Below are 21,982 nucleotides of genomic sequence, written 5' to 3'. Positions count from 1 at the left end.
CGTTTCCGCCCCGGCGGTCGTCCCCGGCTCAGCGCGCCGCCCCGGCGGCGGGCACGCCGCCGGCAAACGCCGAAGCCACGTCACCGCGAGGCCGTACGGCTGCCTGGCCGCACGGCCACGCAGGCGCCCGCCCCGCGCGCCGCCACCCCACCCGCACGACGAACACCCGACACGAGCAGAGGAGTTGGCCTAGTCATGCCCACGCCCCGCGTCACACACGGTTGGACTCCGGCGGCCGCCGCCGTCTCCACCGCCGCGTGGGGAGCCAACCAGTTCACCCCGCTCACCAGCGTGTACCGGATGTCGGCCCACTGGCACTCCGTCTCGCTGACCGCGATGTTCTCCACCTATCTGCTCGGCCTCGCGCCCGGTCTCCTGCTCGGTGGCCCCGCCGCGGACCGGCACGGCCGACGGCGCGTGGTGCGGTGCGCGCTGGTCCTGTGCGCCGCCGCGAGTGTGACGCTGGCACTGGCGGCGGTCTCCGAGGTGGCCGTGTACGTCAGCCGCCTGGCCACGGGCGTCGCCGCCGGCTGCGTGTTCGCCGCCGGGACCGCCTGGCTCAGGGAACTCTCCACGGCGTCCGGCCGTCCGGACGCCGGTGCTCGCCGCGCGGTGTACGCCACCGGCAGCGGCTTCGTGGCGGGCGCGCTGGCGGCGGGCGCACTCGCCGAGTGGGCACCGTTCCCGACGGCCGTCCCCTGCCTCGTCCACGCCCTCGTCTGCCTGCTCGTGCTCGGCGCCACCGGCGGTGTGCCCGAGACCGCGCCGCGCCGGGCTGTCACCCGTCGCCGCCCGCACCCCGCCCGGCTGCTCCGGGCGGCCGTCGGCCACCCCCGGTTCCGGTGGGTGGTCCTTCCGGCGACCCCCGCCGTTTTCGGCGCCGCCACAGTGGCCTACGTCGTGCTGCCACCGCTGGTGGCCGGCCACGTCCCCGGCCACGCCCCGCTGTTCAGCGGCCTGGTGGCGGCGCTGACGCTCGCCGTGGGCGCCGTCGTCCAGCCGTGGGCGGCCCGGCTCGACCACGCGTGCGGCGGGCGGGCCACCCTCGTCGCCATGGCCACGGTGATCGCCGGACTGCTCGTCGGGGCCCTCGCCGTGCGGCGCGGCTCCGCCGGCCTGGTGGTGACGGCCGCGATCGTCCTGGGAGCCGGGTACGGACTCGCCCTCGCCTCGGGGCTGCGAGAGATGGAACGCCTGGCGCCGGAGTCCTTCCGGCCGTCGGCCGCGACGCTCTACCAGATCACCGCCTCCGGCGGCTTCCTCACCCCGCTGCTCCTCGCCGTCACGGCGGACGCCGTCTCCTACCCCGCTCAGCTGGAGAGTATGGCCACCATAGGAGTGCTGTGCCTGGTGGTCGCGGCCACCTACAGCCGACGGCATCCGCCCCGCCCGGGAACGCCGCCGGCCGGGTACTTCCGCGCCCCGGCCGCCGGGGCCCGGCCGGCCGGGGGTACTGATGGCCGGAGCGCTGCCGGTGACCGGACGGCACAGCCGCGCGGCAGCGCGCCGAACGACAGGACGAGGAGCCGATGATGGGCCGAGTGACCGTACGACGACCGGTGCTGCGCCTGCGCAAAGGGGTTCCCTCGCAGCGCCCCGACACCCTGGCCGCCGAGGAGCCGATGGAGATCCGGGTCGGCGGCCGCCCCCTCACGGTGACCATGCGCACCCCCGGCGACGACTTCGACCTCGCGGCCGGCTTCCTCGTCAGCGAGGGCGTCGTCCACGCCGTCGAGGACGTCACCGCCATCCGCTACTGCGCCGGCGCCACCGCGGACGGCGGCAACACGTACAACGTCGTCGATGTCGCACTGGCCCCCGGCGTGCCCGCGCCCGCCGCCTCGCTGGAACGGAACTTCTACACCACCTCCTCGTGCGGACTGTGCGGCAAGGCCAGCCTCGACGCCGTGCGCACCTCGGCGGCCTGGACGGTCGCGCAGGACCCGCTGCGCGTGTCGCCGGAGGTGCTGGAGGTCCTGCCCGACCGGCTGCGGGCCGCCCAGCGGGTGTTCGACGCGACCGGCGGCCTGCACGCGGCTGGACTCTTCACCGCCGACGGCGAGCTGTTGTGCCTGCGGGAGGACGTGGGCCGGCACAACGCCGTCGACAAAGTCGTCGGGCACGCCCTGCGGGAGGGGCTCCTGCCGCTGCGGGAGGCCCTGCTGATGGTGAGCGGCCGGGCCTCCTTCGAGCTGGTCCAGAAGGCCGTGATGGCGGGCGTGCCGCTGCTCGCGGCCGTCTCCGCACCCTCCTCCCTCGCCGTGGACCTCGCGCAGGAGAGCGGGCTGACCCTCGTCGGCTTCCTGCGCGGCGACTCCATGAACGTCTACACGGGCGCCACCCGCGTCGACCTCGGGACCGCGGGCTAGCGATGCTCTTCCGTCAGCTGGAGTACCTCGTCGCGCTCGCCCGCGAGCGGCACTTCGCCCGCGCCGCGCGCTCCTGCCACGTGTCCCAGCCCGCCCTGTCCGAGGCGATCCGCAAGCTGGAGGAGGAACTGGACGTGCTGCTGGTCCGGCGCGGCCGGGCGTATGAGGGCCTCACCCCCGAGGGCGAGCGGATCGTCGTACGGGCCCAGCGGATCCTGGCCGACCGTGACGCGCTCCAGGACGAGGTCCACGCCCTGCGGACCGGCCTCAGCGGACGCCTGCGGATCGGCCTGGTCCCGACCGCGACGGGCGCCGTCCCGCTGCTCACCGGGCCGTTGTGCGCCGCACACCCGCTGGTCACAGTGGAGATCCTGGCGGATCTGCCGGCCGGGGAGATCCTGCGCCGGCTGCGGAGCTTCGAACTCGACGCAGGCATCACCTATCTGGGTGAGGACGTTTCCGAGGGCTTCCGGACCCAGCCCCTCTACGAGGAGCGCTACGCGCTGCTGACCAGCGTGGCCGAGGATCTCGCCCGGCACCCGAACGCGACCTGGTCCGCGGCGTCCCGCCTGCCGCTGTGCCTGCTCGCCCCGAACCTCCAGGGACGGCGGCTGGTGGACGACGTCTTCACGGGGCTCGGCCTCCACCCGGCGCCGAGGGTGGAGACCGACTCGGTACCCGCGTTGTTCGCGCACGTCCGGACCGGCCAGTGGGCCAGCATCGTGCCGTACGCCGGGCTGCACGTCGTCGGAGTCCCGCCCGGCATGCGGGCCGTCCCGCTGGTGGAACCGGAGCGGACGGCACCGATCGGGCTCGTGACCGCGGCACGGGAACCGGGCTCGGTCATCGCCAGGGCGCTGCTGGAGGCCGCGCGGCACATCGACACCGCCACCGTCCTGGAGAGCCTGCCGCCCCGCCCCGGTCCGTGAGCCGATGGCCCCGGCGGGCTCGGTCGTGACCTGCACGTGTCTCATGACCGGCTCGTCACTGGCCGCTGTGGGCGCGCGGCTCAGCCTTCCGGCTCGCGTGCCCGGCCGGCACGCGAACACCGCCAGGCGCCGACAGCGGCTCTCGGCCAGGCCGGGAGCGCTGACCACACCCCGCCACCCGACGGGGAGCGGCGGGCCGTGAGTGCCCATGGGGGACGGGGAAGGCCGAGGTCGTGGGGGCTTCCCGGCCGGAAGCGGGCAGGCGGCCGCGGGCGTGGCACCCCGCTTGCGGCGCTCCGGGAGGAGGGTTTCAGTGGTGAGTATCCAGCTCGCTTTGGGAGTGAGATGTCGATGGCGTCCGGTTCGCCCTGCGGCTCTTCGGACCGTTCAGCGAGCAACCACGTCGCCTCGCCGCTCCTCGGCGGCGGGGCCGAACCGGACGGCATGATCGTCGCCGATGTGCACGACGGTGCCCTCCGCTGCTCGGTCCGCTGCTCGGTCCGCTGCCCGGCCTCTGGCCCGGGAGCCACCGCCCCGGAGGAGGCAGTGCCCTGGCGTCCTCCGGGCATCGCGCCCGCAGCCCTTCACCGTCCGGCAAGGCAGGGAGTAGTGCGATGGCCCATCACCACAAGTCGAACAAGGACGTCGAAGGCGCCCCGAACCACGGACACGGGCGCGGCCTGCCCCGGCGGCCGGACGACGGGAAGCTCGAACGCCGCGTCGAGGAGGACCGCGAAGCGGCCGGGCTGACCGGCAGCCGGGCGACGCGACGCGCCCGGCGGACCGCCCGCATCGCGACCCGGGTCAGAGCCCGCCGGGCGGCCTGAGCGCGGCCGACCCGGGGCTCTGGCCACCCTGGGCACGGCGCTGTGCGTCCTGCACGGGGAGCGGCCGCTGCGCCACCTGGCCGGGCTGCTCGCCCCGCGGCCGTCTCCGGTCCCCCGAGGGGCACCCATGCGAACCCTTCGGTACGTTGCTCCCATGGGGACCGATGTCGATGCCTTCCTTCGGCGTCTGGCCCAGGAGGTCAGGCCACGTGCGCCGCAGTACGCCGAAGCGGTGCTGCGGCGCATGCGCGACGAGCTTCCCGAACTGCGCCTCCTCACCACGCCTGCCGAGGGCCGTCACGACGACGACAAGGCCCTGCTCCTCGCGGAGACGGCCGAACACATCGCCACGTTCCTGGACCTCCTCGAACGCGGCGCGGACCCGTCCCGTGCCGCGATTCCGCCCACGGCCCGCGAGGTCGCCCGCAGGGGCGCCGAGCAGGGGCTGCCGCTGAGCGCGCTCCTCCGCGGCTACCGGCACGGCCACCTGGACCTGCTCGAACTGGTCCGAGGGGAGGCGCACCGCCTCACGGACGACTGGGAACTGATCCACGCCGCATCGGTCCGGCTGACGGCGCAAACCTTCGCGTACGCCGACCGCGGTGCGGAGGAAGTCGTCGCCGTGTACCAGGAGGAGCGCGACCGACGGGTACAGCGGAGACTCGTCCTGACCAACGAGGCGAGCCGGCGCATCGGGACCACACTCGATGTCACCCGCACCGCTCAGGAGCTGGCGGACGTCGGCACCGAGGGCTTCGCCGACCTCGTCACCGTCGACCTCCTCGACTCCGTGCTCGACGAGGACCCCACGGGCCCGTCGGCGGATGTTCCGGTGCTGCGCCGCGTCGCCCAGCGGTCCCGTCTGGAAGGCTGCCCCGACTCCACCGTGGACGCGGGCCATACCCACAGCTACCCGGCCGGGTCGGAGCCGGGTCACGTGCTGACCACGGGACAGCCCCTCCTGTACCACGTGACGCACTCGGAGGTGCCCGCATGGCTGGTGCCCCCTCCGCGACCCGGCGGCACCCCGAGGACCATCGGCTTCCACTTCCGTCCTGCTGCTGCCCCTGCAGGCCCGCGGACGCGTCCTCGGCCTCACCCAGTTCGTCCGGCACCAAACGCCGGAGCGCTTCACCGACGACGACCTCCAGCTGGCCCGGGAAATCGCGGCCAGGGCGGCCGTGTCCATCGACAACGCCCGCCGGTACACCCGCGAACACCACACCGCGCTCACCCTCCAGCGCAGCCTGCTGCCGCAACGCCCCGCCGAGCAGTCCGCCGTCGAGGCGGCCTCGCGCTATCTGCCCAGCGGGGCCCGCGCGGGAGTGGGCGGCGACTGGTACGACGTGATTCCGCTGTCCGGAGCCCGGGTCGCCCTCGTCGTGGGCGACGTCGTCGGCCGCGGTCTGCAGGCCTCGGCGACCATGGGCCGACTGCGGACGGCCGTGCGCGCCTTCGCCGACATCGATCTGATGCCGGACGAGCTCCTCACCCACCTGGACGACGTCGTCATCCGGCTGCAACGCGAAGAGGGCCCCGAGGACGGCGAGACCAGCGCGACCTGCCTGTACGCCGTCTACGACCCCGTCTCCCGGGTGTGTTCCCTCGCCAGCGCCGGACACGTGCTGCCCGCCGTCGCCACCCCGTCGGGCGGTGACGGGGCACCCTCCCGGTCGGTCGCCTTTCCGGACGCCTCGATCGGCCCACCCCTGGGGCTGGGCGGACTCCCCTTCGAGACCACCGAGTTCGAGCTGCCCGAGGGCAGTCTGCTCGCCCTCTTCACCGATGGCCTCGTGCGGAGCCGGACCCGCGACGTGGACGCCGCCCGCGCGGCGCTGTGTGACGTCCTCACGCGGGCACCGGGCTCGCCCGAGGAGGTCAGTGACCGGCTGCTGACCGCTCTCCTGCCCGACCGCCCCGCCGACGACGTCGCACTCCTGGTGGTGCGGACGCGGGCCCTCGACCCCGGACACGTCGCCACGCTGGACGTCCCGTCCGACCCGACGGCCGTCTCCGGGGCCCGCGCCTTCACGACCCGGACGCTGGGCGCCTGGGATCTGGACGAGCTGTCCTTCACCACGGAACTCATGGTCAGCGAGCTGGTGACGAACGCGATCCGCTACGGCCGGGACCCCGTCCGGCTGCGGCTGATCCTCCAGTCCACGCTCACCTGCGAGGTCTCCGACGCCAGCAGCACCGCCCCGCACCTGCGCCGCGCCCGCACCTTCGACGAGGGCGGCCGCGGCCTGCTGCTGGTCGCGCAGCTCGCCGAGCACTGGGGCACGCGGCACGGGGGCGAAGGCAAGGTGATCTGGGCGGAACAGGCCCTGCCCGCCGACGGGAGCGCCCGGAACCACGGGTGAGCCCGCAGCGCACTCCCGACGTCCCGGGCGCTGCCGACGGCGTCAGATGACGCCCTGAGCCGTCATGGCCTGCGCCACTCTCAGAAACCCGGCCACGTTGGCTCCGAGCACGTAGTCGTCCGGAGCGCCGCCGTACTCCTCGGCGGTCGCGCGGCACTGGCTGTGGACTCCGCGCATGACCGCGGCGAGCCGGGACTCCGTCTGCTCGAAGGACCAGCTGTCGCGGGCCGCGTTCTGCTGCATCTCCAGCGCCGAGGTGGCGACGCCGCCCGCGTTGGCCGCCTTCCCGGGGCCGAAGAGCACCCCGGCCTCGCGGAACACCTCCACCGCCTCCGGGGTGCAGGGCATGTTCGCTCCCTCGGCTACGGCGAGGACCCCGTTCTTGACCAGCGCCACGGCGTCGTCGCGCCGCACCTCGTTCTGTGTCGCACAGGGCAGGGCGACATCGCACGGGACGTCGTACACCGTGCCGTGGGTCGAGAAGCGCGCGGTCGGCTTCGCCTCCGCGTACGCGGAGAGACGGGCGCGGCGCACCTCCTTGACATCCTTCAGCAGCTCCAGGTCGATACCGTCCTCGTCGACGAGGTATCCGGAGGAATCGCTGCAGGCCACCACGCGCCCGCCCAGGGCGTGCACCTTCTCCACCGCGTACACGGCCACGTTGCCGGAGCCGGAGACCACCGCCCGACGACCGTCGAATCCGCCGCCGCGCGTGGTGAGCATCTCCTCGGCGAAGTACACCGCGCCGTAGCCCGTGGCCTCGGTCCGGGCGTGCGAGCCTCCCCAGGCCACCGGCTTGCCGGTCAGCACCCCGGCCTCGAAGCGGTTGGTGATCCGCTTGTACTGCCCGAAGAGGTAGCCGATCTCACGCGCACCCACGCCGATGTCTCCGGCGGGCACGTCGGTGTGCTCGCCCAGGTGGCGGTGGAGTTCGGTCATGAAGGACTGGCAGAACCGCATGATCTCGCCGTCCGAGCGGCCCTTGGGGTCGAAGTCCGCCCCGCCCTTGCCCCCGCCGATCGCCATCCCGGTCAGCGCGTTCTTGAAGATCTGCTCGAAGCCGAGGAACTTCACGATGCCGAGGTTGACGCTCGGGTGGAACCGAAGGCCCCCCTTGTACGGGCCGAGGGCGCTGTTGAACTCCACCCGGAAGCCCCGGTTGACGCGCACGGCGCCGCGGTCGTCGACCCAGGGGACCCGGAACATGAGCTGCCGCTCGGGCTCGCACAGCCTTTCCAGGATTCCCGTGTCGACGTACTCGGGGTGCCGGTCGAGTGCGGGTGTGAGGGACTCCAGTACCTCGGTCACCGCCTGGTGGAACTCCGGTTCGCCGGGGTTGCGCCGGCTGATCTCCGCCTGGACGGCTTCGACGTGTGCGCTCAGCTTCTTCACCGCGCCTGCTTCCTGTCTGAGAGGTTTCGTCGCCCGCCCGACGCTACCGGCGGCGGAGTCCGTGCGTCGGGGCGCTCCCCTACTCACGGCGCCGGCATCGTGCGCCACCCGCTCTGCGGGACGGTCCGCGCCCAGTCGCCGAGGGCCGTCCTCGGTCAACGGGCCCGGTCAGTCGGCCCCGAGCCCCGCGCCGCGTCGGGCGTTGCGACGGCTTCCGTTGACCAGGTCGTTGAAGCGGTCGACGGTTTAGATGGTCCGCAGCCCCGCAGCGCCCATCATCACGGGACGAGGGAACGTGGGCTTCTTCGCCCAGATCGCCTCCAGGTCCTCATGCCGTTCCCCGTCGACGATCAGGTCGGCGATGAGGGAACCGGTATACGGCGCCTGGGCCAGGCCATGGCCGTTGCAGGGGGCCGAGTAGAAGACGCTGTCGCCGATCCGACCGGCGAGCGGAAGCCACGACGAGGTGATCGCGACCCATCCGCCCCAGGCCCGCGCGGCCGCGACATCGGCGAGCGCGGGAAAGCGCCGCTCGAAGGCGCGGGCGAGATCGGCGACGACGGCCTCGTCCGGCTGCCGCCGGGGAAGTGGGTAGTCCCTTCCCCGGAGAAGCCGACGGACGCCGAACACGATGGTGTTGCGTGAGGTCAGCCGGTAGTTCTCCATGATGTTGTGCTGGGTCACCACCCCCGACCGACTGGTCCACCCCAGCGCGGCCAGGCGCGCGGGGTCGATCGGCTCCGTCTCAACCTCGGTGACCCAGATCGGTACGGAGAGCCGCTTGGGGGTGATGGCCAACTCGCCGCCGAAGGCGTTCGTCGCGAGCACGATCTTGTTCGCGCGCACCTCTCCCCCGGGAGTCCTGATCACGGCGTGATCGCTGTCCCGATCGCCGTCCCGCGTGACGTCGGTGACGCGCGTCCGCTCGAAGACCCGGGCACTCGACGCGAGGACGGCGCGGCGGATGCCCAGGCTGAACGTGCCGGGGTTCAGCATCCCGCCGACGGACTCGCGCATACCGCCGAGGAATCCGCGGGGGATCCCCAGTTCCGCGCTCGTGCCCAGCTCGACCTTCGCACCGGCCTTCCGCAGGAGCTTCGTCACGCGACGCACGCGCCCCGTCTGCCCCCGGGACACGGCGGCGCAGACGTTGCCCGTGGCCTCGTAGTCGCAGTCGATGTCCAGCCGTTCGATCAGCCGCTCCAGGAAGTGCGCGGAGTTCTCCGCCATCCGGACGACGCCGGGGAACCTCCTGGGGTAGAGCATGCTCAGGAGCTGGATGTCGCCCCCCGGGGCGCCCGCCACCTGCCCGGCGTTGCGCGAGGCGGAGCCGTGGCCGCAGAACTCGGCCTCCAGCAGCACCACGTCCCGGCCGCGTTCGGCCAGCCGCAGCGCCGTCGACATGCCGGCCAGGCCGCCGCCCACGACCGCGACCTCACAGGCGACGTCTTCTCGCAGGGCGGGCTGGACGTCGCGGGGCGGGCCGACCCACCCGGTGAAGGTGGTGTACTCGACGTGGTCCGTCTTCATCTCGCGTTCCCTGCTTTCGTCGTACGCGGTGGGGGATGCCGTTGCGGCTCGGTACGGACTCAGGTCAGCTCACGCTTGAGGATCTTTCCGGTGCCCGTCATCGGCAGGCTCGGCACGAGTTCGACGATGCGGGGGTACTTGTAGGCAGCCATCTGTTCCTTGCCCCAGGCGATGAGCTCCTCGGCCGTGACGGCGGAATCCTCCTCGGGGATCACGAACGCCTTGATCTCTTCGCCGTGGCTGTCGTGCGGGACGCCGATGACCGCCGCCAGGCTCACCGCGGGATGGGTGAGCAGGACCTCCTCGATCTCGCGGGGGTAGACGTTGTAACCACCCCGGATGATGAGGTCCTTCACCCGGTCGACGATGTAGTAGAAGCCGTCCTCGTCGCGTCGGGCGAGGTCTCCGGTGCGGAACCATCCGTCGCGGATCGCCTCGGCCGTCTCCTCCGGGCGGTTGTAGTAACCCTTCATGACGTTGTGACCCCTGACGGCGATCTCGCCGACCTCCCCGGCCTCGGTGACCTCCGTCCAGTCCGGCCGGATCAGCTTCAGCTCAACACCCCAGATCGGGACGCCGATCGAGCCCGGACGGGGGTCGTGCCGGGGGTCGCTGAACGTGGCGACGGGCGACGTCTCGGAGAGCCCGTACCCTTCGAGCACGGTGATGCCGAGGCGCTGCTCGACCTGGTTGAGGATCTCGACCGGCAGGGCCGCGCCGCCGGAGATCCCGATCCTCAGGTTCGCGGCGATCCGGTCGACGTCGATGTCGTCGGTGAGGGCGCCCAGCAGTCCCCACCACATGGTCGGAACGCCGGCGAAGAACGTGATGACCTCGCGGTTCATCAGCTCGACCACCGCACGCGCGTCGAAGCGCGGCACGAGGTGCAGGGTCGCGGCGACGGAGAACCCCGCGTGCATCTGCACCGTCGCGCCGAAGGTGTGGAACAGCGGAAGGCACACCACCTGGCTGTCGGCGGCCGGTTCGCTGCGGAACAGCCGGTTGTTGGCCAGCACGTTCATCATGGTGTTGGCGTGGGAGAGTTCGGCGCCCTTGGGCTGGCCGGTCGTTCCCGACGTGTACAGGATGACCGCGGTGTCGGTGGGCTCTCTGACCACCGACTCGAACACGGTGCTCATGCCCGCGAGGGCCTGGCCGAGCGTCTCGGTACCGGCGATCGGGCTGGGGGCCTCCGGGTCGGCCGTGATGACGAAGAAGTGCTCCACCGCCTCGACCTCGCGGTATCCGGCGTGGCCCTCCGCGCCCATGGCCAGCTCCGGAGTTCCCTCGAAGCAGAAGTACGCCGAGACGTCCGCGTCGTCCAGGTGGTGGGCGATCTCACGGCCCTTGAGGAGGACGTTGAGAGGCACCACGACCGCCCCGGCCTTGAGGACGCCGTAGTAGACGATCGGGAAGTAGGGGAGGTTGGGGCAGCTCAGCGCGACCTTGTCGCCGGGCCGGATGCCGCGGGCCACCAGCAGGTTGGCGACCTGGTTCGCCGCGGCGTCGACCTGGCGGTAGGTCAGCCGGTTCGAGCCGAGCACGAGTGCGTCCCGGTCCGGGTACGCGCGGGCGGAGTCTTCGAGGAGGATCGAGAGGTTCAGCATGGGGCTTCTCCGGTGGCGGTGGGTGCGGTCGTCGGGCGGGGCGTTGCTACAGGGGAAGGTCCGGCGAGTCGACGCCGACCACCCGGTCGCCGCAGAACACGCGCACCGACTCGGCCGGGCCGTGGCCGCCGATGCCGGCCGGGCCCCAGAAGCTCTGGGCGGAATCGTCGCCGAGGTCGGCCAGCTTCGCGCCGTTGACGCGCACCTCGCCGGAGACCACCCGCGAGCCGACCTCGATCGCCCGCTCGACGTCGCCGCCGAACACGTAGGCGTCGAGTCCGGAGGGGCTGGAGTTCGCGATCCGCAGCGCCTCCTCGTCGGAGTCGACGGCGTGCAGGGACACCAGGGGGCCGAACAGCTCCGCGGTGGCCTGGTCCGGGTCGGCCCCGGCGGCGACGGTCGGCGGGAGGAAGAAGCCGTCGAGCTCGGGCATCCGGGCCGGCTGGTGGAGGGTGGCTCCCAGGGCGCGCAGTCCCTCGATCCGGCTCTCCAGCGTCGCGAAGTGCGGCGCGTTCGAGATCGGGCCGAGTTCCACGCTCTCGTCGAGCGAGTGCCCGACCACGACCTTGGCGATGCGCTCGGTCAGCGCTTCGAGCAGCGGCTCGAGCACGCTCCGGTGGGCGAGCACCTTGCCCGGTCCCTCACACCACTGACCGTTCAGTTTGGTCATGCCCTCGAAGATGCCGTCGGCGGCGACCTCGACGTCGGCGTCGTCCAGGACGAGCGCGGGGTTGTTGCCGCCGAGCTCCAGCTGAAGGACCTTGAAGTCCTCCGCGGCGGCGCGGGCGATCGCTCGGCCCGCGGCCGGCCCCCCGGTGAACGAAACGATCCTGATGCGCGGGTCACCGGTCAGCGCCGCGCCCACCTCGCCGCGGCCGTGCACAAGCTGCAGTGCGCCGGCGGGCAGTCCGGCCTCGACGAAGCACTCGACGATGATCTGCGCGCTGCCCGGAGCGTGCTCCGACGGCTTCAGGATCACCGGGCAGCCCGCGGCGACAGCGCTCACGACCTTCGCCGCGGGGATGAAGCTCGGGCCGTTCCACGGAGTGAGGATCGCGGCCGGTCCCCACGGGACCTTGTACAGGCGGACGTCGCGGCCGTCCGCCGCCAGCGCGCGGACGCGGGGGATGTTCAGCAGGTCCGCCGCCGTCGCCCGGATCCTGGCGGGCAGGAAGGCCGCCACCTTCCGCGTCACGCTGATCGGCACGCCGCTGGTCAGGGAATCCGTGCGGGCGATGTCCTCGGTTCGGGCCTCGACGAGCGCGGCGACCCGTTCGAGCATGTCCGCGCGCTCTCGACGAGCCTCGTCGTCCCACCGGCCGACGCCGTACACGCGCTCGGCGTGCCGCAACGCCCGTTCGACGTCCGCGGCCCCGGTCGTGACCATGGGGTGCACCGGCCGGCGGGTGTTGGGGTCGACGTTCCAGGCGTCCCGGACCGTTTCGCAGTCGCTCCAGGCGTCCGCGATGTAGTTCACCGGCTGGGGAATGGCCGTCTCGCTGTTCGGCATGTGCGTCACCTCTGCATCCGTGTTCGTCAGTCCTGGAGGTCGACGACGATGCGGGTCACGTCGCCGCCGCGCATCGCCTTGAATCCCTCGTTGATCTCGCCGAACGGGATGACGCGCGTGACCATCTCGTCGAGCAGCAGCCGCCCCTGCTGGTACAGGCGTGCGAGCTGGGTGATGTCCTGGCGCACCTGACCGGAGCCCATGTAGGAGCCGATGAGGCGCTTCTCGCCGAAGAAGAAGTCCGACGCGGGCAGCGTGAGCTCGGTGCCGTCCGGGGCGATGCCCACCAGGCATGCGGTGCCGGTCGCCCGCAGCACCGACAGCGCCGTGGCCGCGGTGCGCGCCGAGCCGACGGCCTCGAACGCGTAGTCGACCCCGTCGCCCAGCAGGTTCCGCACCTCCGCGGCGACGTCTTCGGCGCCTCCGTTCACGACGTGGGTCGCGCCGTAGCCGCGCGCGGCCTTCAGCCGCGCCTCGTCCAGGTCGATCGCGACGACGGCCGAGGCTCCCGCCAGCCTGGCCCCCTGGATGATGGCCGACCCGACGCCCCCGCAGCCGATCACCGCCACCGTGCTCCCCGGACGCACCCGGGCGCCGCGGAAGACGGCGCCGACGCCGGTGATGACACAGCACGCCAGCAGGCACGCCACGTGCGGCGGCATCGCGCCATCCAGCTTGACCAGCGCGTTCTCCCGCATGAGGGTGTGCCGCGAGAACGCGCCGACGTCGCCGAGCCGCTCGACCGGCTGGCCGTTCGCCAGCTGGAAGGCGGGCCGCGGCCGGCGCCGGACGTCCTCGACGCGCCCGCACTGCGTCGACCGGCCGGCCTCGCAGTTGACGCATCGGCCGCACGACGGCGTCAGCGCCCCGACCACGCGGTCGCCCGGGCGCAGTCCGGTCACCGCGGAACCGGTCGCCTCGACCACGCCGGCCACCTCGTGGCCCACCACCACCGGGAGCGGGGTCGGCACCGTTCCGGTCATGTAGTGCAGGTCGCTGTGGCACAGACCCACGTGGGAAACGGCCACACGCACCTCGTCGGGCTCGGGATCGTCCACCTGGATCGCGGTCATCTCGAGCGGCTCGTTCACCGCGGTGAGCACCGCGGCCTCTGTGTCGATCACGTCCCAGTCTCCTCTGTCGTTCGTTGTGTGGATGTGCGGTGTCGCCCCCGTCCCGGGGCTATGCGCCGGTGCCCTTCGCGGCCCAGAAGTCCTCGATGCCGGCGCTGAACACGCCGCTCTCCCAGGCCTTCCGCGCGGCGACGTCCTCGCGGGCGAAGGCCTGCTCGATCTCCTCGGGCCGCGGGCGCAGGAGCGCGAGGTGCAGCGCCGTCGTGTTGTTCTCCGGCGTCCACTCGAGGACCAGGTCGACGGCCCGGTCGACCAGTCCGTCCGACGCGACGATCTCGTCGAGGAGACCGGCCCGCAGAGCCTCCTCGGCGCCGATCCGCGGCGAGCCGAGGACGATGCGCATCGCGTGGTTGCGGACGAGGCGGGGCAGCAGCAGGCTCGACGCGTTCGAGATCGTGATGCCGCGGCCGTTCTCCGGCTGGTAGAACTCCGTAGCCGGGGTTCCGATCCGCGCGTCACAGCAGAGAGTGATCTCGGAGGCGCCGCCCACCGCGAGGCCGTTCACCGCCGCGATGACGGGGACCCGCGTCTCCACGATGGCCCGGGTGATGTCGTGGAAGCTCTCGAACGCCGCGCGGACTTCCTCGTACGAGGTGGGCGCGGACCCGAGGTCCTCACCCGACGAGAACGCCCGGCCCTCGCCGGTCAGCACGATCCCGCGCACGTTCGCGCCGGCGCCGTACTCCCGGACGACGCTCGCCAGCCGTAGCCGCGTGGCGACGTCCATGGCGTTCAGCTTCTCCGGACGGCGCAGTGTCAGCACCGCCACGTCGCGGACGACGTCGACGCCGAGGAAGTCCGTGGACGGGGCGGTGGGCGCACCCGCGGTCTCGCGCCGGGCGCCCAGGTCGTGCACGACGCCGGGCTCGGCCGCGGCACGCTCCTTGAGGGCCGGTTTGGACACGCGCTCCGACGGTGTGCGCGGGAAGTCGGCGACGAACTCGACGTAGCGCGGCACCTTGAAGCGGGCAAGCTGCCGGCCGGCCCGGTCGATGATCCGCGCGGCGGTCGTGCGGTCGGCCGGCACCCCGGCGGCGAGCTGGACGAAGGCCTTGACCTCTTCGCCGAGCATCTCGTCGGGTTCGGCGACGACCGCGCTGGCCACGACCGCGTCGTCGCGTTCGAGTACGGCCTCGACCTCGGCGCTCGCGATGTTCTCGCCGCCACGGCGCACCATGTCCTTGATCCGCCCGACCAGCCGGATGCCGCCGTCCGGCTCGCGGACGACGACGTCGCCGGTGTGGAGCCAGCCGCCACCTGCGGCTACGCCTTCATCGCCGGGGGGACCCCCACGGCGCAGCGCCCGGGCCGTGTCCTCCGGACGGTTCCAGTAGCCGCGCATCATCGGCTTCCCCGAGACGATCAGCTCGCCGGGCTCGCCTTCGGGCACGTCGGCGCCCTGCGGGTCGACCACCCGGACGCGTTTCGTCGGCACCGGGACACCCAGGCTCCCGCTCCCCACGGCGGTGACGTCGTCGACGGGGCTGAACAGGTCGACGCCGGACTCGGTCATGCCGTAGATCTCCCGCCATGGCGCGCCCCAACGCTTCTCCAGCTCGGCGTGAATCCCGACCGGAACGCCCGAGCAGAGGACCAGGCGCACCTCGTTGTCCAGGTCATCAGGGCTCGGCGGCTGCTTGAACAGCAGCGTCGGCATGGACCCGAGAACGTAGAAGAAGGTCGCGCGATGGCGGCGGACGTCGGCGAAGAAGCCCGACGCGGAGAACCGCGGCAGCACGACCAGCGGGGCCCCGGTCGTCAGGGCGAGCGCGGTGTTCCACTGCGGGTCCATGTAGGAGAAGGGCTGGGCGGTGAGCAGGACGTCCTCGGGCCCGAGGCCGGTCACCGCGGCGCAGGTCCAGCCCAGCCGCACCCAGTAGTCGTGGGTGAGCATGCACGCCTTGGGGAAACCGGTGGTGCCCGACGTGTACTGCAGGTTCGCCAGAGTCTCGGCGGTGGCGCGCACCGTCGGCGCGGTCGTCGGGAAGGGCCCGGAGCCGTCCTCAGCGACATCGACGATGCGCAGGTCCGCCAGGTCGCGCTCGTCGGAGGCGACTTCCGTCAGAAGCGGTGCCCGCTCGTGGTCGGTGAACACGACCCGGGCTCCCGAATCCCGCAGGAGGAAGGTGAGATCCGCCTGCTTGTACGAAGAATTGACCGGTACCGCCACGGCGCCGGCCTTCAGCGCGGACAGCCACACGACCGGCCACTGCACGATGTTCGGGAGCATGATCGCTACGCGGTCGCCGGCCCGGACGCCGTCGACCTCGATCAGCCGATGCGCCAGCCTGGAGGTCCAGGCGTCGATCTCGGCGAAGGTCCAGGACTCGTCTCCGAAGCGCAGGAACTCCCGATCCGGCGATCGCCGCGCACGCTCGGACAGCAACCCGGTCAGCGTCGCGGTGGGCGGGTCCTCCCCCATCTGCTCGGGCCTGACGGCCGGTCGCGGACGGTGCGAGGCCACGTTTCCCTCCCGCTGGGGCGTTTCTTTCACGGCCACGACTGCTTCCTCTGCATGGGACGTTCTCCTTGGTTCTCCGCCTTGGTCGCGGCCGGTGCGTTTCTCGCCTCCGCCGGACCGCGGCTGCTCAAGCGCCGGCGACGCGGCTCTGTTCTTGCCGCTCCGGCTCCGCGTCGACCGCCTCGTTGTGGGCGTGCAGGGCGCGGTAGGCGAAGTAGTACATGCACATCTGGAAGCCCCAGGTGCTCAGCGCGGCGGTGTAGAAGAGGGTGTGGGCCTCGTCGTCGCCCGGGATGGAGACGAAGTCGTACGTCGCGGCGATGACGAATGCGGCAGCGGTCGCCAAGCCCGCGCCGATGGCCGGCATCTTCGCGCCGATCGCCCAGAGCCGCTTCGAGAAGTAGACCAGGAACAGACTGGTCAGCACGTTGACGACGACGTAGAAGACGGCCATGCCCAGACCCAGCTGTTCGCCGAACAGCTGCAGGAAGAGCCCGACGGCCGCCGCGAACGCGAACACCCCGATATCGGTCGCCTTGGACGGCTTGTACCTGTGCGTCGCTCCCATCAGGCCCAGGACGAGAATCAGCGTGATACCGACCGACCGGGAGAACGCGTCGAGGAAATGCGCCGCGGTGTACATGGGGCTTTTCTCGTCGGCTCCCAGGAGCGCGTAGACGAGGAAATTCGACCCGGAGGTGGCGACGATGATCCACTCGAGGCCGAGAAGGTAGTTTCCGTAGTTCCGGATGAACTTCCATCCGAAAGTGAACCCGGCGGCGATCATCCAGACGTCGGCGAGCAGGAAGAACAGTTCTCTGAGTTCCATTTTTCCTCGGTTCCTTGAGGCCTCGTCGGCATGCGCGTCTCCGCCGAAGGCCATGAGTCGGGGAGTGGCCCTCCAGTGGAGAGCGGCGAGGGCGGCAGGCCTTCGCGAGGGGATGAGGGCTATGCTGCGCTATCACGGTCGTACGATCAAGTCATATGACTAAATATTTTCGCCACCAGCGCTGCGGCCTGGGACGATGCGGTCGACCCGCCTGCTAACCTGGTCACCGACTTGATCGATCGTCCAACTTCGGTAGGGGGACACGTGGCACGCGTACCGGCGGCCAAGCGGCGCGACGACCTGGTGAACGCCGCCATCCAAGTGATCGCGACTCACGGTGTCGACGGTGCGACGACCCGCCGGATCGCCGAGCAGGCAGACGCTCCGCTGGCGACGCTGCACTACTGCTTCCAGACCAAGGAGCTGCTGTTCGCAGCCGTCTTCGAGAGGCTGGCGGAGCGGTACCGCGAGGTGCTGACCGCGAACGACGTGCACGGCGACGTGGCCACGACGGCGCGTGCGATCCTCCGCGGACTCACGGACTGGTATCTCGAGTCCTCGGACTTCGCCTCCGCGACCATCGAGCTGATCAGCTGGGCGCAGCGCACCAAGGAGCACGCGGCCGAGTCGGTGTACAACGAGGCGTTCAAGGTCATGTGCTCGATCCTCGAGAGAGCGGCCTCCGGACAGGACGTCGCGCCCGAGACGATCGACCAGATCGGCTACGTCGTCGGCGCCCTGTCGGACGGCTTCGTCGTGAACTGGCTGACGTACTCCGATCGCGCCCAGGCCGCCCGGCAGGCGGACGTCGTCATCGACGTCCTCGACGCGTGGCTGGCCGCGAAGCTCGCCTGATCACGAGCGCATCCGCGATCGGCGCCGCCGAGCCGGGAGAGCTCGGCGGCGGACCGCGGCGGCGGATCCGAGTGTGCCTGCCCTCGGCCGCGGGCGGGCGCACTCAAATCCCCCTCGTCACAGGCGTTTCACGGATTCCTCGACGATCCAGGTCATGGTCGGGTCGTCGCTCTCCATCCACTCCGGATGCCACTGGACCCCCAGCACCGGTGCGCCGGGGAGCTCCACCGCCTCGACCACACCGTCCGCCGTCCGGCCCGTCACGACGAGCCCCTCGCCGCAGCGATCGACGGCCTGGTGGTGCCACGAGTTGGTGACAGCCCGCGCTCCGAACAGTCCCGCCACGGTCGATCCGGACTCGAAGGCCACGAGGTGGTCGGCGGTGCCGTCGGTGAGCGCGGCCTCCTGCGACAGATGCCGCACCTCACCGGGCGGCAGGTCGGCGATGAGCGTGCCCCCGAGCGCGACGTTGAGGATCTGCATGCCCCGACACACGGCGAGCACCGGGATTCCTCGGTCGAGCACGGCGCGCACGAGCGCGAGCTCGTACGCGTCCCGCTCGGGGTCGTGGACCATCGGGTCCGTGCGCGGGTCGACATCACGGACCACGGACGCATCCCCGCCCCAGCACGCCGGATGCAGGTCCTGCCCGCCGGTGACGACGACGCCGGCCAGCCAGTGGCAGACCGCCTCCGCATCCGTCTCGTACGGGAGGCCGACCGGAAGACCGCCGGCCCGGGCGATCCGGATCGCGTAGTCGGACATGTAGCTGTCGGCGCAACGATCGCCGTAGCGGCGGTCCGCACCCCTGATCAGGTCCAGCCGGATCCGCCGGCCGGTGATGCCGATGAGCGGCCGCACCGCGGTCGCCCCGTCGCCCCGCCCGCTCACGGCAGCTCGAAGTACCGGTGGGACTCCCACGAGGAGAGTTCGGCGAACGGGTCCCCGCCCGCGGTGTGGAACTGCATCCACTCCCACCGGCGCGATCCGACCCAGTAGTCCACGAACTCGGCCCCGAGGAGGTCGCGGAGGATCGGATCCCCCTCGAGCGCGGCGGCGGCCTTCGTGATGGTGTCCGGCAGGCGGGTGATGAGCCCGGGCGGCATGCACCAGGCCATGTCCGTGACCGGCTCCGGCGGTTCGATCTTGCGCTCCAGCCCCGCGATGACGCCGGCCAGCACGCCGGCGAGCGCGAGGTAGAGGTTCGCGTCCGCGCCCGGGACCCGGTACTCCAGGCGGGAGTACGACGGGTGCCCGCACACGGCCCGGACCGCGGTGGTCTTGTTGCTGACGCCCCAGCTGACGGTGACCGGCGGACCGCTGAGATCCACCAGCCGCCGGTACGAGGTGATCTGCGGGAGCACGATCGAGCAGTTGCCCTCGAGCGTCGCGAGCAGGCCACCGATGGCGTGGCGCATCGTCTCCGACGGCCCCTCCTCCGCGTAGAACACGTTGGCGCCGTCGCGCTGGAGAGACAGATTGATGTGCGAGGCCTGTCCGTAGCCCGCGGTGGGCTTCGCCATGAAGGTGACCGTGTGCCCGCGGTCGAACGCGACCTCGCGCATGACCTGGCGGGTCCGCGCCCAGGCGTCGCAGAGCGTGAGGGGGTCGCCGGGCGCCAGGTTGATCTCGACCTGGCCGGCGGCGTCCTCGTCGCTCCAGGCCTCCCACTCGATACCGACCGCCTGCAGCCGGTCGGCGACGGCGTTCATGTACCCGCTCCAGTCCTTCGACTTCGCGAGGTGATAGGCCGTGCCCGCGCTCCCGCCGAGCGGTGTCAGGTCGCGGTATCCGCGGGCGCGCGCCTCGTGGACGGACTCCTCGAAGACGGTCGCCTCGATCTCGACGGCGACGGTGGCGGTGAAGCCGAGCGAGGTGAGGCGGTCGATCATCTTCCGCGTGAGATTGCGCGGACAGATCGGGACGGGCGTGCCGTCCTTCAGCCAGTAGTCGCCGATCACGGCGTCGAGTCCCGGCTCCCACTCGACCAGAGTCGACATGTCGGGATGGAAGTAGACGTCGTCCAGGTGTCCGCGCCAGTCGGGGAAGGCGAAACCGAGAGCCGGGGCGTTACCGAGATCGAGCCCGAACAGGAGGTCGGCGAAGGCGAACCCCGCGTTCACACCGGAGGCGAACTTCTTCGGCGTCACCCTCTTGCCGAGGAACGAGCCGTCGAGGTTCGTCGCCTCGAGCCGCAGGCCCCGGGGGCGGGCGTCAACTCCCGCGTACGACTGGGTGAGTTCAGACATCGTAACGAACCTTCCAGGATGCGCCGACCATGACCGACAGCTGGGAGAGGGTGCCCTGAACCCCGAGCACGCCCGCGGACAGGGCGGCGAGGAGGTCATCGGCACCGGAGAACACGCCGGCGAGAGTCTCGGGGGATCCGGCGATCAGGTACTGCGTCGCGCCCTCGCCGAGCACGACCTGCTCCAGGCCGTCGGGGCCTTCGGTGATCGCGACGAGCACGTCCGGAATCCCGGGCACGGAGCGTGTGGCGGTCCAGAACTGCTCGGCGGCCGCCTGCCAGTCCGGCACCGGCGGAGACAGGGCGAGCAACACGTCCGCGGCGAGCTCCGCGTCGCCCGAGGGGGCTTCGGCGGACGAGAACCTGGCGTTCAGATCAACGGTGATCGCGGCGTCCGGTTCGGCGGGGACTCCACCCGACACCTCGACGGCTCCGCCGCCGAACGTGATCGTCGCCGCCTGCGGCGTGTCGTGGGACCGGATCGCCACCGTGGCGGCCGGTTTCCGCAGCACCGGGAGCGCATGGCCCGCCCTGGCGGAATCCCGCAGGGCGCGGCCGATCAAGCGGACGAGGGGCGTCGCGTCGTCCTCGATCCGTACGGCGACCTCTGGGGCCGCCTCTGCGCCGGACACCGCAGGGACCGTCGTGGTTTCGGTCATCCTCCAGTCCTTTCGACTTCGGGAGATCGCACGCGCCGTGCATCGGCGGCTCCGGATCTCGCATGGGAGTGCTCGACATGACCAAATGACTCGATCAGATGACTAGGATGGTGGGGCACGGGTTACCACATGTCAATGACTTCGAAGGGGTCCCACCGTGAACGAAGCCCAGCCCCCGCACTGGGAACAGTTGGACGCCGACGCCCAGCTCGCCGCGCGCGTCATCGCCGGAACCCTCAGGCAACCGCTGCACGAACTGGGCGTGGAGGCCGCCCGGAGGCTCCTGGCGTCCACACCGCCCGACCAGCCCCTCACCCAGCTCAAGCGGGTCGACGACCTGACCCTGCCCACCCGCTCCGGCGACCTCCGGGCCCGCCTGTACCACCCGGACCACCCACCGTCACCCGCGGGCCCTCACCCGGCGCTGCTGTACCTGCACGGGGGCGGATTCGTACTCGGCACCCTGGACGGAGTCGACGAAGTCTGCCGTGCGATCGCCGCCCGATCCGGTTGGGCGGTGCTCTCCCCGGAGTACCGGCTCGCGCCGGAGAACCCCTACCCGGCAGCACTCGACGACTGCTTCGACGCGTTCACCTGGCTGCGCCGGTCAGCCGCCGGGTTCGGCATCGATCCGCGGACGATCGCCGTCGGAGGAGACTCCGCGGGCGGCAATCTCGCCGCCGCCCTCTGCCTCAAGCTGCGGGACCTCGAGCTTGATCAGCCCGTGAGCCAGGTGCTCGCCTACCCCGCGGTCGACGATGCGTTCGCCACCCCGTCCTGGACCGAGTTCGCCGACGCACCCCTCTTGACGAGCGCGGACGCACGCTGGCTCTGGGAGCAGTACCTCGGACCCGACCACACCGGGGCGGTCGACCACCTGGCGGCCCCGATGCGCGCCGAATCACTGCGCGGCCTCCCACCGGCGCTCGTCCTCACCGCCGCGGTCGACCCGCTGCGCGACGACGCCGAGGCATACGCCGAGAGGCTTCGACAGGACGGCGTCGAGGTCACCGCGACCCGCTGCGCCGGCGTGTTCCACGGCTTCTTCACCGAAGTGGGCGTGTTCGCCAGGACGGACGAGGCCATCGCGCAGGTGGCGGACCACCTGCGCGATGTCGCCGGTGCGTGAACAGGGACGGCAACGAAACCCGATTCAGATTCGACTATTGACGGCCACGCGCGCCGCCGACTAGCCTGTGTTGATCATATGACTAAGTCAAATGATCAGTAACGTGCCGCGTCCAGGGTGAGCGGTTCCCCGCAGCAGCTG

At 71.6% G+C, this 21,982-nt stretch carries 18 protein-coding genes and 1 pseudogene; 8 read left to right on the top strand and 11 right to left on the bottom strand.

The genetic code is table 11. From position 1 onward, the window contains the following. Positions 1-195 precede the first annotated feature (195 nt). The 4 genes from HPT28_RS00790 (at position 196) to HPT28_RS00775 (ending at position 4,125) form a co-directional block, all read left to right on the top strand. Positions 196-1,533, top strand: a complete 1,338-nt coding sequence (locus tag HPT28_RS00790) for an MFS transporter (protein WP_219088227.1) — start codon at positions 196-198, stop codon at positions 1,531-1,533. After that, a complete protein-coding gene (fdhD, locus tag HPT28_RS00785; protein WP_219088226.1) occupies positions 1,533-2,369 on the top strand; it encodes a formate dehydrogenase accessory sulfurtransferase FdhD in 837 nt (278 codons plus the stop codon). The genes HPT28_RS00790 and fdhD overlap by 1 nt, the downstream gene beginning before the upstream one ends. Before the next feature lie 2 nt (positions 2,370-2,371). Beyond that, positions 2,372-3,298 carry a LysR family transcriptional regulator gene (locus tag HPT28_RS00780; RefSeq protein WP_219088225.1) on the top strand — a complete coding sequence of 309 codons (927 nt, stop codon included), beginning with the start codon at positions 2,372-2,374 and terminating at the stop codon, positions 3,296-3,298. A 614-nt stretch (positions 3,299-3,912) separates the two neighbouring features. Beyond that, a complete protein-coding gene (locus HPT28_RS00775) occupies positions 3,913-4,125 on the top strand; it encodes a hypothetical protein (RefSeq protein WP_219088324.1) in 213 nt (70 codons plus the stop codon). On the opposite strand, the gene HPT28_RS27325 is transcribed toward HPT28_RS00775, so the two are convergent. Further along, entirely contained in the window at positions 4,103-4,678 is a 576-nt protein-coding gene (locus tag HPT28_RS27325; protein WP_306824557.1) for a hypothetical protein, read from the bottom strand. The genes HPT28_RS00775 and HPT28_RS27325 overlap by 23 nt on opposite strands. Positions 4,679-5,180: 502 nt before the next feature. Between HPT28_RS27325 and HPT28_RS27550 the strand changes: the two are divergent. After that, positions 5,181-5,255 (top strand): annotated as a pseudogene (locus HPT28_RS27550) (hypothetical protein); the annotation flags it as partial. Between the two features lie 51 nt (positions 5,256-5,306). Continuing rightward, positions 5,307-6,488 (top strand): serine/threonine-protein phosphatase, encoded by a 1,182-nt coding sequence (locus tag HPT28_RS27320; RefSeq protein WP_308119030.1) that lies wholly within the window; start codon positions 5,307-5,309, stop codon positions 6,486-6,488. Positions 6,489-6,530: 42 nt separating this feature from the next. Here the strand turns inward: HPT28_RS27320 and gdhA are convergent, their stop codons facing one another. From gdhA to HPT28_RS00735, 7 genes are all read right to left on the bottom strand, one after another. Beyond that, on the bottom strand, positions 6,531-7,880 hold the full coding sequence (gene gdhA, locus HPT28_RS00765) for an NADP-specific glutamate dehydrogenase (protein WP_308119029.1): 1,350 nt from the start codon (positions 7,878-7,880) through the stop codon (positions 6,531-6,533). 246 nt (positions 7,881-8,126) lie between these two features. After that, positions 8,127-9,410, bottom strand: coding sequence for an FAD-binding oxidoreductase (locus HPT28_RS00760; RefSeq protein WP_219088224.1), 1,284 nt, complete (start codon positions 9,408-9,410; stop codon positions 8,127-8,129). 59 nt (positions 9,411-9,469) lie between these two features. Beyond that, positions 9,470-11,017, bottom strand: a complete 1,548-nt coding sequence (locus HPT28_RS00755; protein ID WP_219088223.1) for a long-chain fatty acid--CoA ligase — start codon at positions 11,015-11,017, stop codon at positions 9,470-9,472. A gap of 46 nt (positions 11,018-11,063) precedes the next feature. Beyond that, complete coding sequence (locus tag HPT28_RS00750) at positions 11,064-12,527, bottom strand: aldehyde dehydrogenase (protein WP_257577839.1); 1,464 nt, start codon at positions 12,525-12,527, stop codon at positions 11,064-11,066. Between the two features lie 26 nt (positions 12,528-12,553). Then, positions 12,554-13,651, bottom strand: coding sequence for a Zn-dependent alcohol dehydrogenase (locus tag HPT28_RS00745; protein WP_219088222.1), 1,098 nt, complete (start codon positions 13,649-13,651; stop codon positions 12,554-12,556). 58 nt (positions 13,652-13,709) lie between these two features. Then, a complete protein-coding gene (locus HPT28_RS00740) occupies positions 13,710-16,160 on the bottom strand; it encodes an AMP-binding protein (protein WP_308119028.1) in 2,451 nt (816 codons plus the stop codon). An 88-nt stretch (positions 16,161-16,248) separates the two neighbouring features. Further along, positions 16,249-16,950, bottom strand: coding sequence for a transporter (locus tag HPT28_RS00735; protein WP_219088221.1), 702 nt, complete (start codon positions 16,948-16,950; stop codon positions 16,249-16,251). Between the two features lie 264 nt (positions 16,951-17,214). On the opposite strand from HPT28_RS00735, the gene HPT28_RS00730 reads away from it, so the two are divergent. Further along, positions 17,215-17,805, top strand: a complete 591-nt coding sequence (locus tag HPT28_RS00730; protein ID WP_308119027.1) for a TetR/AcrR family transcriptional regulator — start codon at positions 17,215-17,217, stop codon at positions 17,803-17,805. Positions 17,806-17,922: 117 nt separating this feature from the next. On the opposite strand, the gene HPT28_RS00725 is transcribed toward HPT28_RS00730, so the two are convergent. From HPT28_RS00725 to HPT28_RS00715, 3 genes are read right to left on the bottom strand one after another with little or no spacing between them, the layout of a single operon-like run. Further along, positions 17,923-18,696: a gamma-glutamyl-gamma-aminobutyrate hydrolase family protein gene (locus HPT28_RS00725; RefSeq protein ID WP_219088220.1), complete on the bottom strand. Its 774-nt coding sequence runs from the start codon at positions 18,694-18,696 to the stop codon at positions 17,923-17,925. After that, entirely contained in the window at positions 18,693-20,054 is a 1,362-nt protein-coding gene (locus tag HPT28_RS00720) for a glutamine synthetase family protein (protein ID WP_219088219.1), read from the bottom strand. The genes HPT28_RS00725 and HPT28_RS00720 overlap by 4 nt, the downstream gene beginning before the upstream one ends. Then, positions 20,047-20,712 (bottom strand): hypothetical protein, encoded by a 666-nt coding sequence (locus tag HPT28_RS00715; RefSeq protein ID WP_257577838.1) that lies wholly within the window; start codon positions 20,710-20,712, stop codon positions 20,047-20,049. Before HPT28_RS00715 ends, HPT28_RS00720 begins: the two co-directional genes overlap by 8 nt. A gap of 157 nt (positions 20,713-20,869) precedes the next feature. Between HPT28_RS00715 and HPT28_RS00710 the strand changes: the two genes are divergently transcribed. Beyond that, positions 20,870-21,841, top strand: a complete 972-nt coding sequence (locus HPT28_RS00710) for an alpha/beta hydrolase (RefSeq protein WP_219088218.1) — start codon at positions 20,870-20,872, stop codon at positions 21,839-21,841. Positions 21,842-21,982: the final 141 nt, after the last annotated feature.

It is taken from the genome of Streptomyces sp. JJ38 (assembly GCF_019303475.1).
Lineage (GTDB): Bacteria > Actinomycetota > Actinomycetes > Streptomycetales > Streptomycetaceae > Streptomyces.
Note: the sequence above shows the minus strand (reverse complement) of the source record. Positions and strands in the feature narration are given on the sequence as shown.

Coding starts and splice junctions, on each gene's coding strand:
- HPT28_RS00750 (WP_257577839.1), bottom strand. CDS start 12,527: ATGCCGAACAGCGAGACGGCCATTCCCCAGCCGGTGAACTACATCGCG.
- HPT28_RS00755 (WP_219088223.1), bottom strand. CDS start 11,017: ATGCTGAACCTCTCGATCCTCCTCGAAGACTCCGCCCGCGCGTACCCG.
- HPT28_RS00760 (WP_219088224.1), bottom strand. CDS start 9,410: ATGAAGACGGACCACGTCGAGTACACCACCTTCACCGGGTGGGTCGGC.
- HPT28_RS00780 (WP_219088225.1), top strand. CDS start 2,372: ATGCTCTTCCGTCAGCTGGAGTACCTCGTCGCGCTCGCCCGCGAGCGG.
- HPT28_RS00790 (WP_219088227.1), top strand. CDS start 196: ATGCCCACGCCCCGCGTCACACACGGTTGGACTCCGGCGGCCGCCGCC.
- HPT28_RS00735 (WP_219088221.1), bottom strand. CDS start 16,950: ATGGAACTCAGAGAACTGTTCTTCCTGCTCGCCGACGTCTGGATGATC.
- HPT28_RS00715 (WP_257577838.1), bottom strand. CDS start 20,712: ATGACCGAAACCACGACGGTCCCTGCGGTGTCCGGCGCAGAGGCGGCC.
- HPT28_RS00775 (WP_219088324.1), top strand. CDS start 3,913: ATGGCCCATCACCACAAGTCGAACAAGGACGTCGAAGGCGCCCCGAAC.
- HPT28_RS00720 (WP_219088219.1), bottom strand. CDS start 20,054: ATGTCTGAACTCACCCAGTCGTACGCGGGAGTTGACGCCCGCCCCCGG.
- fdhD (WP_219088226.1), top strand. CDS start 1,533: ATGGGCCGAGTGACCGTACGACGACCGGTGCTGCGCCTGCGCAAAGGG.